The following is a 12,044-nucleotide window of genomic DNA, read 5'->3' on the forward strand; positions in this document are numbered from 1 at the left end:
TCCCGTTTTCGTGTCGGTCTATCAGCACTGCCCCTGTCGGGGCTACGCTAATGGACCACCAAGAAAACGGGATCCGACGAGAAAAGGCCAAGCAACCAAAACCCGCCTCAAAGCGAAACACGGAGCGCCCCCCTTCAGCGTTTGTCTTAAAATCCCCGCTTGGCCCATTAGCGTCCGCTTTATGAACCCGACCTCGGAAGACCGCTGGCGCGATTTGCGCCCGGACCCGGACAGCGACACTCCGCTCTACCTTCAACTCGCCCGCAAGCTCGCCAACGCGATCCACGACAATCGCTGGAACGCAGGCGAAGCGCTGCCCTCCGAGCGCGTGCTGTCGGAAGCACTCGGCGTCTCGCGGATCACCTCGCGAAAAGCGATCGCGCTGCTCGTCGAACAAGGGCTCATCCGCCGCGAACAAGGCGCGGGCAGCTTCATCACGCCGCGCTACGAAGACCCGCTCTCGCGTCTGTCGAGCTTCTCCGAAATGCTCCGGCGCCGCGGCTTCAAACCGAGTTCCAAATGGCTCTCGCGCAGCATCGAGCCGGCCAATCGCGAGGAAGTCATCCAGCTCGGCCTCTCGCCCGCCGCGACCGTCACGCGCCTCAAACGCCTGCGTCTCGCCGATGACATCGTCATGGCCGTCGAGAATTCCACCTTTCCGGCGTCGTGCATTCCCGATCCGCAGACCATCGGCGATTCGCTCTACAGCTATCTCGATGCACGCGGGCTTTCGATCGTGCGCGCGCTTCAGCATTTCCGCGCGGTGAACGCGAGCCCGGAGATTGCCGAGCAGATGGGCATCGCGCCGCACGACGCGCTGCTGCTCATCACGCGCGTCGGCTACACGGCCGATCAGCGCGCCATCGAGCTCACCGATACCTACTGCCGCAACGACTACTACGACTTCGTCGCCGAGCTGCGAAAGTAACCCGCCCAATGACCGACACGCCCACAGCCCAGACGTCCGACCGATCGCTCTCCATCATGCTGTGGCTCGTCGCCACGGGCTTCTTCATGCAGACGCTCGACTCGACGATCGTCAACACCGCGCTCCCCGCGATGGCGCGAAGTCTGGGCGAGGCGCCGCTGCGCATGCAGGGCGTCGTGATCGCCTACTCGCTGACGATGGCGATGATGATCCCCGTCTCCGGCTGGCTCGCCGACAAGCTCGGCACGAAGCGCGTGTTCTTCAGCGCGATCCTCGTGTTCACGATCGGCTCGCTGCTCTGCGCGAACGCGCAATCGCTGACGGCGCTCGTCGCGTATCGCGTCGTGCAGGGCGTCGGCGGCGCGATGCTCTTGCCGGTCGGACGCCTCGCCGTGCTGCGCGTGTTCCCGGCGGAGCGCTATCTTTCCGCGCTCGCGTTCGTCGCGATTCCGGGGCTGATCGGCCCGCTCATCGGCCCGACGCTCGGCGGCTGGCTCGTGCAGATCGCGTCGTGGCACTGGATTTTTCTGATCAACGTGCCGGTCGGCGTGATCGGCTGCATCGCGACGAACCTGTACATGCCCGACAGCCGCAATCCGGCGACCGCGCGCTTCGATCTGGCGGGCTACCTGCTGCTCGCGATCGGCATGGTCGCGCTCACGATTTCGCTCGACGGACTCGCCGATCTCGGCCTCGCGCACGCGATCGTGATCGTGCTGCTCGTGCTCTCGTTCGGCTGCTTCGTCGCCTACGGTCTGCACGCGACGCGCGCCGCCCAGCCGATCTTCTCGCTCGATCTCTTCAAGATCCACACCTTCAGCGTCGGCTTGCTGGGCAATCTCTTCGCGCGCATCGGCAGCGGCGCGATGCCTTATCTGATTCCGCTCCTGCTGCAAGTGAGCCTCGGCTACACGCCTTTTCAGGCCGGCATGATGATGCTGCCCGTCGCGGCCGCGGGCATGGCGTCCAAGCGCGTCGTCACGCGGCTCATCGAAAAGCACGGTTATCGGCGCGTGCTGGTCGTGAACACGGTGCTCGTCGGGCTGATGATGGCGAGCTTCGCGCTCGTGAGCGCGCATCAGCCGCTCTGGCTGCGGCTCGTGCAGCTCGCGATCTTCGGCGCCTTCAATTCGATGCAGTTCACCGCGATGAACACGCTCACGCTGAAGGACCTCGGCACCGGCGGCGCGAGCAGCGGCAACAGCCTGTTCTCGCTCGTGCAAATGCTGTCAATGAGCCTCGGCGTGACCGTCGCGGGCGCGATCCTGTCGACGTTTACAGGACTGCTGCCGCAGGTCACGGAGACGAACTCGCTGCCCGCCTTCCACGCGACGTTCCTATGCGTCGGCATCATCACGGCCGCGACGGCGTGGATCTTCGGACAGCTCGCGCCGGAAGTGCGCGCGGTCGCGAGAAAGCCCGATCCGTCCGAATCGAACTAAGAACCCGGCCGACGCACCGCGCCGGTGCCCGCACGCACGTTTGGACGGCGCGCGCTCCCGCGTCTGCGGCATGCGGCGTCCAATCCGCACACGAATAGGCGCAACGAAGCGCGCGATACCCGGCGAGCGCCGCTTGGATATTGAATTTGCACGCTTTTTGCTCGAACGCTCGAGTGCCGATCCGGTAAACTATCTCGATAAAGTTACTTGCCCTGCGCCCCGACACCATGAGCATGGTTGATCTCGACCCACCCCGCTTCCAGCCGCCGCGCCCCGTCGCCGGTGACGATGGATCGCGTCGCACCGTGTTGTACGGCGAGTACACCGTTTTCAGCGTGTTCCAGCCCGTGTTTTCGGTGTCGCACCGGCGCGCGATCGGCTATCACGCGTCCTTGCGCGCGCGCGACGACTCACATCGTCACGTGCCGTCGCACGAGGTATTCACGCAGGCCGCGCGGCGCGGCGATCTGCTCGAACTCGGCCGGCTCGCGGAATCGCTGCATCTGGGCAACTTCAATGCGTTCGACAGCCACGACGAATGGCTCTTCCTGAGCCTGCACCCCGCCGCGCTGATGGACACGAGCTACGGCGATGCGCTGCTCGCGTCGCTGAAGGACATCGGTCTGTCGCCGCAGCGCGTCGTGCTCGAAGTGCCCGAGCAGGCGGGCGGCGAGACGACACGTTTCGCTGAAATCATCGATTCGCTGCGCAAGTCGGGCTTTCTGATCGCGCTCGACGGCTTCGGCGTGAAGCATTCGAACATCGATCGCGTGTGGCATCTGCGGCCGGATATCGTGACGCTCGACCGCTGCATCCTTCAGCAGGCGACCGAGCATTCGCATATCGAGCGCGTGCTGCCGCGCCTCGTCTCGCTGCTCCATGAGTCCGGCCAGCTCGTCTTGATGGGCGGCCTCGCGACCGAACGCGACGCGCTCATCGCGCTGGAGTGCAATGTCGATTTCGTGCAGGGCGCGTACTTCGCGCAGCCGAGCGTCGAGGCGGTGCACAGCGAAGTCGCCGCTGGCGTGATGGATGCGTTGTCGGCAGCATCGCGCGAACGCGTCGCGGGCCGCGAACGGGCGCAAGTCGCGCGCCTCGAGCCGTATGTAAGCGGGCTGGAGCGCGCGTCGGTCAAGCTGATGGAAGGCGAGACGCTCACGGCCGCGACGAGCGAACTGCTACAACTCACCGACACCGCGCGCTGCTTCCTGCTCGATCAGGCCGGGCGGCAGATCGGCGACAACGTCGTGCCGATCGTGCGTACATCGCAGCGCGCGAAGCGCTTCAGTCCGCTGCTGCATTCGGAGGGCGCAAGCTGGGAGCGCCGGCCGTACTTCATCGAGGCGCTGCGCGCGCCGGGGCGCATGCATCTGACGGCGCCATATCTGTCGATCAACGAGGCGCACCTTTGCGTGACGGCGTCGATCGCCGCGCAGACGCCTTATGGCTTACAGGTGCTGTGCGTCGATATCAACTGGGAAGGCGCGAAGCAGCGGTAGGCTACGCGCTGTTTTCGGATTCCGGACGGAGCAGATCGAAGCCGGCAAGCACGAGCACGCCGGAGAGCACGATGAGCGCGGCGGAATGGCGGCCGAAGTAGAGCAATGCGGCGGCCGACCAGGCCGCGAGGCACAGGCCTGCGAAGCGTTTCATGATGGCGATGCGATTTCGATCGTTGCGGCGAGCCGATATTTTAGGCTCGCGCTCCGATGCGCGCAGCGACGGCTTATCGTCACGCACGCTGCGTCACTCTGCTCCGCTGTTTTCCGCGCGTCAGATATCGTCCCAGTCGAATCGACGGCTTTTCGACCGCGTAATATCCCGCGATGCTGACGGGAAGAATCAGCACGGCGGCAATGATCAGCGACATGCCTTGATAGGTTTCGCCAAAATAATGCAGCACGCCCAGCAACACGATGCAATGCAGCAGATACAGGCTGAATGAAATCTCGCCGAGGAAAATCAATGGCCGCGCGGTCAGAAACGCGGCGAACGGCCTGAGCGCAATCGCCAGAACGAGAATGCCGGTCACGGCTGGAAGAATGATCCAGTCGTCGGCGAAACTGCGCAGCACGTCGTTGGATATCGAATGGCGAGTGATCGAACCGACGAGGACGTAAAGGGCGAGACAAATCAGCAATGCGCCGAAAAGCGTTCGCGCGGAATAGGCGCCGAGTTTCGACGAAATGGCTTCGCGATACCGCGCAATCAACGCGCCGAGAACGAACATCGACATGTAATGGATGGTCGGCATCCATTCGCCCTGAATGCTCGCGTCCAGGAGGGTCCGCTGCAAATGATGGTAATAGCCGAATGCAGCAAGAGAGAAACACATGCTTAGTGCTACGGAAAACCAGACGGGCGTGGCAAATACCACGACGACGAGAATCGGGAAGATCAGCGAGATACGCATCTCGTAGACGAGCGACCAGAGCACCGGATCGAGCGTGCTGTTGCTGAACGGAATCACAAAGTAGAGGTGATCCAGCAAATCACGCCGATCGATGCCCGCGTGCCATGCCTGATTGACCCATTCGCCGGTCCAAGAGAGATTCGACCGGTAAAGCAAGCAATACGCGGTATAAGCGGCCAGAACCGCGATGAGATATGGGATGTAGATACGGCACACGCGCTTCACGATGAACTCGGCGAAGCCGGGTTTACTATCGCCGGTAACCTGCATGGCCAAGGCGAAACCGCTCAGCGCAAAGAACAGGATCACGGCGGAATGCCCTTCGGCGATTGCGCGCCATGGAACGTGCTGCAGCCAATGCGTGAGGGTGATCTGTGAATAGTGACTGAATACGACTGTCAAAGCGGCAATGCCGCGCAGCGAATCCAGTTGATGATACCGTGTCGTCATTATTCAGCTCGCGTCTGTGTTGGCAACGCCAACATGGAAATCGGAAGCCGATTGGGCGACCAGAATCCCGTTAGACCAAGTGAGACTTCGACGTTCCCCAAAAATAGCTCACGCCGGACGCTTCAACGAAAAAAGCCCTCTCGCGAGGGCTTTCATTCTGATTGCGGCATTCGGAACTCATATCGAAATGCGGCAATCCAGTTTCACGCGCGCTTACTTACGCACCGAAATTCTTCGACGCGAAATCCCAGTTGACGATATTCCAGTAAGCCTCAATGAACTTCGGACGCGCATTGCGATAGTCGATGTAATACGCATGCTCCCACACGTCGATGGTCAGGAGCGCCTTCGCGTCCGTCGTGAGCGGCGTGGCGGCGTTGCTCGTCGACACGATATCGACGGTGCCGTCGGTCTTCTTCACGAGCCACGTCCAGCCCGAGCCGAACGTGCCGGTCGCGACCTTGGCGAATTCTTCCTTGAACTTGTCGTAGGAACCGTACTTTGCGTTGATCGCATCAGCCAGCGCGCCGGTCGGAGTGCCGCCGCCGTTCGGCGACAGGCTGTTCCAGAAGAACGTGTGATTCCATACTTGCGCCGAGTTGTTGAACACGCCGCCCGACGACTTCTTGACGATTTCTTCCAGCGGCAGGTTTTCGAACTCGGTGCCGGGGATCAGCTTGTTCAGGTTCGTCACATAGGTCTGGTGGTGCTTGCCATAGTGATACTCGAGCGTTTCTTCCGACATGTGCGGAGCGAGCGCGTTCTTGTCGAACGGCAGCGGCGGGAGCGTATGTTCCATGATGCGAGCTTCCTTTCTATGTGGATTGTGGGATTGTGTGGCGTCCAGCAGTGGAGCACTGGATTGTAGGCGAGTTGGGATAACCCAGCAAACCGTGTGCTCTTTATGAGCAAGATTGCTTTCCAATCGCCTCACGCGGCGTAAAAAGTGCTCTGAGGAGCCTCGTCAGGCACGTCAAATGTACGCCGATTCCGCGCGCCGCGCCGGGCTCAGAATTCGTCTGACAGACGCGCCTGGACATCGGCGAGCAGCACATCCGCCGATCCTTCCGCGAGATGCACCGTCAGCGGCCGCTTCGGTTTCAATGCGTTCGGTGCACGCACGGCGCGGCCCGTCTGCGCGTCGATCAATGCGGCATAACCGCGTTCGAGTGTGCGCTGCGGGCTCAGCACCTGCAAGCGCGCTGCCAGTTCCGAAATGCACGCTTTCTCACGGTCGGCGCGCCGCTCATGCGCGCTGCCGATACGCTGCGCGAGCCGCAACAGATGCTCGCGCTCGGCGGCCACATTCGGACGTCTGCGCTGCCAGCGGTAGTGCACCAGCGCGAAGTGCGCGCGCGCATCGCGCACGGGCCGCGCGCCCGCCGCGGCGAGCCGGCTTGCCAGTTGCCGCAGATGCGCGCGCTGCCGCGCCAGCCGTTCCGCGGGGCTCACGAGCCGGCGCGCGAGCCAGTCGAGCTGCTGCGCGCGGCGCTCCATCATCCGGCCGAAGCCGCGCGCGAGCGCCGCATGTCGATGATCGAGCTCGCGCAACAGCAGCACGCGCTGCGGACTGACGAGCTCAGCGGCGGCGGTCGGCGTCGGCGCGCGCACGTCGGCGGCGAAATCGGCGATGGTGAAATCCGTCTCATGCCCGACGCCGCTCACCACCGGCACCGCGCTCGCCGCGATCGCGCGTGCGAGCACTTCCTCGTTGAACGCCCAGAGATCCTCGATCGAGCCGCCGCCGCGGCACACGATCAGCACATCGACCTCGCGGCGCGCGTTCGCGGCTTCGACCATCGCCGCCAGCTTCGCGCCGACGCCCGCGCCCTGCACCGGCGCCGGATACACGACGATCGGCACATGCGGCGCGCGGCGCGCGAGCGTCGTGAGGACATCGCGCAATGCGGCCGCCTGCAACGACGTCACGATCCCGATGCCGCGCGGATGCGAAGGCAACGCGCGCTTTCGCTCGGCCGCGAAGAGCCCTTCGCTTTCGAGCTGCGCCTTCAGCCGCAGAAACGCTTCGTAGAGCCGGCCCTGCCCCGTGCGCCGCACCGCTTCCACGTTGAGCTGCAGTTCGCCGCGCGGCTCGTACATCGTGACGAGCGCGCGCACTTCGATCTTGTCGCCCTCGCGCGGCGTGAACTCGGCGTATTGCGCGCGGCCGCGGAACATCACGCAGCGCATTTGCGCGTTCGCGTCCTTGATCGAGAAGTACCAATGGCCGCTCGCCGCGCGCGTGAAATTCGACACTTCGCCCGATACCCACACGAGCGGAAATGACCGTTCGAGCATCGAACTGATCGCGCGATTGAGCGCGGAAACGGGGATGACGGCATCGCCGCTTTGCGACTGCAGTGAATCGTGAGTCATGGCTGGACGAGAAAAATCTTCAGGCGCGGCGCTGTGCGCGATGGACAAACGCCGCTGAACGAGGTACGCAAGTGTAACAAGTGTCCACACAGAAAGACTTACCGCCGCGTGCGGAGCGGCATCGCCAGAGGCTGGTGAGTTCGTTTCAAGCCATTGATTTTTCGACGTTAAATTTTTATGGATACTGTCAGCCCCGGAGCAACTCTTTCCTGACGCGCGATCGCGGTGTGGCGGCGGGAAGTTCTTCACAGAGTTATCCACAGGCGTGCGGATCGGATGGCGTCGCCCTTTCTCCCGCGCTCCTGACTGGCGCCCACGCCCCGCGCGCGCTAGAGTGCCGGGTTCCAGCACCGGCTGGCGCGGCCGAAACCTGCTTGTCCCGGGCCGCGAAAAGCCGGGCATCGTCCAACGCCGACCGTCATCCAAGGAGCTGCCGTTGCACGCCATGCCGTACCCGACTTGCCGCCCGCCAGCGTTCATCGCGAAGGCGGTCCATGTCTGATTTCAAACCGCCGCTCGAAAACTTCCTCGCCCGCGAATGGCGCCGGCGCGGCCCCGTCGCGTGGGCGCTGACGCCTTTCGCGTGCATCTTCGGCGCGATCGCTGCCACGCGGCGCGCCTTCTACGACCTCGGCTGGATGAAGCGCGTCGAAGTGGGCGCGCCGGTGGTCGTCGTGGGCAACGTGACCGTCGGCGGAACGGGCAAGACGCCGACCGTCATCGCGCTCGTCGAGGCGTTGCGCGCCGCCGGATTCCAGCCCGGCGTGATCTCGCGCGGTTACGGCGCGAAGATCGCCAAGCCGACGAGCGTCACGGCAAGCTTCGCCGCCGAGCAGGTCGGCGACGAACCGCTGTTGATCGCGCGGCGCACGCACGCGCCGGTATTCGTCTGCCCGGACCGCGTCGCGGCGGCGAAGGCGCTGATCGAAGCGCATCCGAACGTCGATGTCCTCGTTTCCGACGACGGCCTGCAGCACTATCGCCTCGCGCGCGCGTTCGAGCTAGTCGTGTTCGACGACCGTCTCGGCGGCAACGGCTTTCTGCTGCCCGCGGGTCCGTTGCGCGAGCCGATGTCGCGCCGCCGCGACGCGACGCTCATCAACAGTCCCTACGAGCGCACGCTGCCGCCGTGGCCGAACACGTTCGCGCTCGAACTCGAATCCGGCGACGCGTGGCTGCTCGACGATCCGCATCAGCGCCGCCCGCTCGATCAGTTCGCCGGCGAGAAAGTGGTCGCGGCGGCGGGCATCGGCTCGCCTGAACGCTTCTTCGCGACGCTGCGCGCGGCGGGCATCGCGCCGGCGACGCGCGCTTTTCCCGATCACTACGCGTATCGCGAGAATCCGTTCGCCGGCGTCGACGCCGATGCCATCCTGATCACCGAAAAGGATGCAGTAAAATTGGGCGCCTGGCGCGATGCACGCATCTGGGTCGTTCCGGTGCAAGCCGTGCTGCGGCCGCGCCTCATCGCTCTTGTTGTGGAGAAACTCCGTGGACGCACGTCTGCTTGAAATCCTCGTTTGCCCGATTTGCAAAGGCCCGCTCAGTTACGATCGCGCCGCGCAGGAACTCGTCTGCAGCGCGGACAAACTCGCCTATCCGATCCGCGACGGCATTCCCGTGATGCTCGTCGACGAAGCGCGTCAGACCGTCGAGGGCACGCCCGTCGAGCCGCTCAAACCCGTCGGCGACGCCTGAGCACGCTGAAATGTCCGTTCCGTTCATCGCGGTCATTCCCGCGCGCCTCGCTTCCACGCGCCTGCCGAACAAGCCGCTCGCCGATATCGGCGGCAAGCCGATGGTCGTGCGCGTCGCCGAGCGCGCGCGCGAATCGGGCGCTTCGCAAGTGCTCGTCGCGACCGACTCCGACCGCGTGGTCGAGGCCGCGCGCGATCACGGCGTCGAAGTCATGTTGACGCGCTCGGATCACCCCACAGGCACGGATCGGCTCGCCGAGGTCGCGACGCGTATGAACTGGGCCGACGAAGCCATCGTCGTCAACGTTCAGGGCGACGAGCCGCTAATCGATCCGCAGCTCGTGCGCGATGTCGCCGATCACCTCGCGGCGCATCCCGAATGCGCGATCGCGACGGCCGCGCATCCGATTCACGATCCCGCCGACGTGTTCAATCCGAACGTCGTGAAGGCCGTGCTCGATGCGCAGAGCCGCGCGCTCTACTTCTCGCGCGCGCCGATTCCGTGGACGCGCGATCTCTGGCAACCGCACTGGCCGGACGTCGCCGCGCTTGGGGCACTGCCGTCCGTGCCGAAGAACGTGCTGCGGCATATCGGCCTCTACGCCTATCGCGCGAAATTCCTGCGCGACTTCCCGAACCTCGCGCAAGCGCCGATCGAAGAAGCCGAAGCGCTCGAACAACTGCGCGCGCTGTGGCACGGCGAACGCATCGCGGTGCGCGTGACGCAAGACGCACCGCCGCCCGGTGTCGACACGCCCGCCGATCTCACGCGCGTTCAGGCGCTCTTCCCGGAAGCGGACTGATCTCTATCTCTGTTCGACAACCCGTGTAAACCCCGCCGGATGGCCCATTCGGCGGGGTTTCTGGCGTTTTCTATCCGCGTTATTACGGTCGCAATCGTAAAGCGGCGTGGCATAATCAAGCGATTGCGCGAGCCTTCCGGTCAGCGCCACGCTCAACGTTGCGCCGCTGTCCGCAGGTGCCCGCCGTCTCCTTTTCGGCTGCGCGCCCTGTCGTCGACGCCGCACGAGCCTGGCCACCGGATGTCAAATCAGCCTCGCGGCTTGAAGCGGTTTATAGACGATTCGGAGAGATCACCATGCGTTTGATCCTGTTGGGCGCACCCGGTGCGGGCAAGGGCACCCAGGCAAACTTCATCAAGGAGAAATTCGGCATTCCGCAGATTTCGACCGGCGACATGCTGCGCGCGGCCGTCAAGGCAGGCTCGCCGCTCGGCGTCGAGGCGAAGCGCTTCATGGATGCGGGCGAGCTGGTGCCGGATTCGCTCATCATCAATCTCGTGAAGGAACGCCTGCAGGCCGACGACTGCAAGAACGGCTATCTCTTCGACGGCTTCCCGCGCACGCTGCCGCAAGCCGAAGCCATGAAAGACGCCGGCGTGGCGATCGACTACGTGCTCGAAATCGATGTGCCCTTCGACGAAATCATCACGCGCATGAGCGGTCGTCGCGTGCATGCGGCATCGGGCCGCACGTATCACGTCAAGTTCAATCCGCCGAAGGTCGACATGACCGACGACGTCACCGGCGAGCCGCTAATCCAGCGCGACGACGACAAGGAAGAGACCGTGAAGAAGCGTCTCGACGTGTATGTCGCGCAGACCAAGCCGCTGATCGCGTATTACAACGACTGGGCGAAGAGCGGCGCAGCGCCGAACGGCCTGAAGGCGCCGGAATATCGCAAGATTTCGGGCCTCGGCGCCGTCGATGAAATCCGCACGCGCGTGTTCGACGCGCTCAAGTAACGCGCTGCCTGATTCGCGTTCGACGAAAACCCGCTCCATGTGAGCGGGTTTTTTATGTCCGTGAAATCGCATGACCGTCGTGCGAATTTGCAGCATGCGGCTTCGCTACAATCGACGCGTTTCCCAAAAGGAATGACATCGGCGCGAGCGGCTCAACCCTGCTCTCGCGCGCACGAATCGCACAAAAGGAGAAGAGACATGGAGATGCAAGGCAACACCTTTCTGATCACGGGCGGTGCGTCGGGCCTCGGCGCGGCGACCGCGCGGCTCATCGCGGCGCAAGGCGGCAAGGTCGTGCTCGCCGACATGAACGACGCGGCAGGCGAAGCGCTCGCGAAAGAGCTGTCGGGCGCGTTCGTCAAATGCGACGTGAGCCAGGAAAGCGATGGCCAACGCGCCGTCGATGCCGCGTTGAGTCTCGGCACATTGCGCGGCCTCGTGAATTGCGCGGGCATCGCGCCGGCGGCGAAGACGGTCGGCCGCGACGGTCCGCACGCGCTCGATCTCTTCTCGAAGGTGGTGTCGGTGAATCTCATCGGCACGTTCAACATGATCCGGCTCGCGGCGCACGCGATGTCGAAGAACGAAGCGAACGCGGCGGGCGAACGTGGCGTGATCGTGAACACGGCGTCGGTGGCGGCTTATGACGGGCAGATCGGCCAGGCGGCCTATGCGGCATCGAAGAGCGGCGTCGCGGGCATGACGCTGCCGATCGCGCGCGATCTGAGCAAGAGCGGCATCCGTGTGATGACGATCGCGCCGGGCCTCTTCGAAACGCCGATGCTGCTCGGCATGCCGAAGGAAGTTCAGGACGCGCTCGGCGCGATGGTGCCGTTCCCGCCGCGCCTCGGCAAGCCCGACGAGTACGCTCTGCTCGTCAAGTCGATTTTCGATAACCCGATGCTCAACGGCGAAGTGATCCGCCTCGACGGCGCGATCCGCATGCAGCCTAAGTAACGCTCTGCACGGCGCG

12 protein-coding genes are annotated in these 12,044 nt (G+C 64.1%); 8 read left to right on the forward strand and 4 right to left on the reverse strand.

The annotated features are described in order from the left end of the window. Positions 1-181 precede the first annotated feature (181 nt). The 3 genes from NCR93_RS11010 (at position 182) to NCR93_RS11020 (ending at position 3,869) form a co-directional block, all read left to right on the forward strand. Positions 182-928, forward strand: coding sequence for a GntR family transcriptional regulator (locus NCR93_RS11010; RefSeq protein ID WP_008342704.1), 747 nt, complete (start codon positions 182-184; stop codon positions 926-928). Positions 929-936: 8 nt separating this feature from the next. Beyond that, entirely contained in the window at positions 937-2,370 is a 1,434-nt protein-coding gene (mdtD, locus tag NCR93_RS11015) for a multidrug transporter subunit MdtD (RefSeq protein ID WP_175980450.1), read from the forward strand. Positions 2,371-2,597: 227 nt separating this feature from the next. Beyond that, positions 2,598-3,869, forward strand: coding sequence for an EAL domain-containing protein (locus NCR93_RS11020; protein WP_175980451.1), 1,272 nt, complete (start codon positions 2,598-2,600; stop codon positions 3,867-3,869). A gap of 1 nt (position 3,870) precedes the next feature. Here the strand turns inward: NCR93_RS11020 and NCR93_RS11025 are convergent, their stop codons facing one another. From NCR93_RS11025 to xseA, 4 genes are all read right to left on the reverse strand, one after another. Beyond that, positions 3,871-4,023 carry a hypothetical protein gene (locus tag NCR93_RS11025; protein ID WP_033537310.1) on the reverse strand — a complete coding sequence of 51 codons (153 nt, stop codon included), beginning with the start codon at positions 4,021-4,023 and terminating at the stop codon, positions 3,871-3,873. A gap of 79 nt (positions 4,024-4,102) precedes the next feature. Further along, a complete protein-coding gene (locus NCR93_RS11030; protein WP_008342712.1) occupies positions 4,103-5,233 on the reverse strand; it encodes an acyltransferase family protein in 1,131 nt (376 codons plus the stop codon). 217 nt (positions 5,234-5,450) lie between these two features. Then, a complete protein-coding gene (gene sodB, locus NCR93_RS11035; RefSeq protein WP_175980452.1) occupies positions 5,451-6,032 on the reverse strand; it encodes a superoxide dismutase [Fe] in 582 nt (193 codons plus the stop codon). A 209-nt stretch (positions 6,033-6,241) separates the two neighbouring features. After that, entirely contained in the window at positions 6,242-7,609 is a 1,368-nt protein-coding gene (xseA, locus tag NCR93_RS11040) for an exodeoxyribonuclease VII large subunit (RefSeq protein ID WP_175980453.1), read from the reverse strand. Between the two features lie 494 nt (positions 7,610-8,103). Between xseA and lpxK the strand changes: the two genes are divergently transcribed. The 5 genes from lpxK to NCR93_RS11065 all read left to right on the forward strand — a co-directional run bounded on the left by lpxK (position 8,104) and on the right by NCR93_RS11065 (position 12,028). Beyond that, positions 8,104-9,120, forward strand: a complete 1,017-nt coding sequence (lpxK, locus tag NCR93_RS11045) for a tetraacyldisaccharide 4'-kinase (RefSeq protein ID WP_008342717.1) — start codon at positions 8,104-8,106, stop codon at positions 9,118-9,120. Further along, entirely contained in the window at positions 9,101-9,307 is a 207-nt protein-coding gene (locus NCR93_RS11050) for a Trm112 family protein (RefSeq protein ID WP_008342720.1), read from the forward strand. Before lpxK ends, NCR93_RS11050 begins: the two co-directional genes overlap by 20 nt. A gap of 10 nt (positions 9,308-9,317) precedes the next feature. Continuing rightward, positions 9,318-10,109 (forward strand): 3-deoxy-manno-octulosonate cytidylyltransferase, encoded by a 792-nt coding sequence (gene kdsB / locus NCR93_RS11055; RefSeq protein WP_008342722.1) that lies wholly within the window; start codon positions 9,318-9,320, stop codon positions 10,107-10,109. Positions 10,110-10,405: 296 nt separating this feature from the next. Continuing rightward, positions 10,406-11,071, forward strand: a complete 666-nt coding sequence (adk, locus tag NCR93_RS11060; protein WP_008342724.1) for an adenylate kinase — start codon at positions 10,406-10,408, stop codon at positions 11,069-11,071. A 198-nt stretch (positions 11,072-11,269) separates the two neighbouring features. Then, on the forward strand, positions 11,270-12,028 hold the full coding sequence (locus NCR93_RS11065; RefSeq protein WP_008342727.1) for a 3-hydroxyacyl-CoA dehydrogenase: 759 nt from the start codon (positions 11,270-11,272) through the stop codon (positions 12,026-12,028). The last annotated feature ends 16 nt before the right edge of the window (positions 12,029-12,044 follow it).

It is taken from the genome of Caballeronia sp. ATUFL_F1_KS39, from assembly GCF_023630985.1.
GTDB classification, from domain to species: domain Bacteria; phylum Pseudomonadota; class Gammaproteobacteria; order Burkholderiales; family Burkholderiaceae; genus Caballeronia; species Caballeronia zhejiangensis.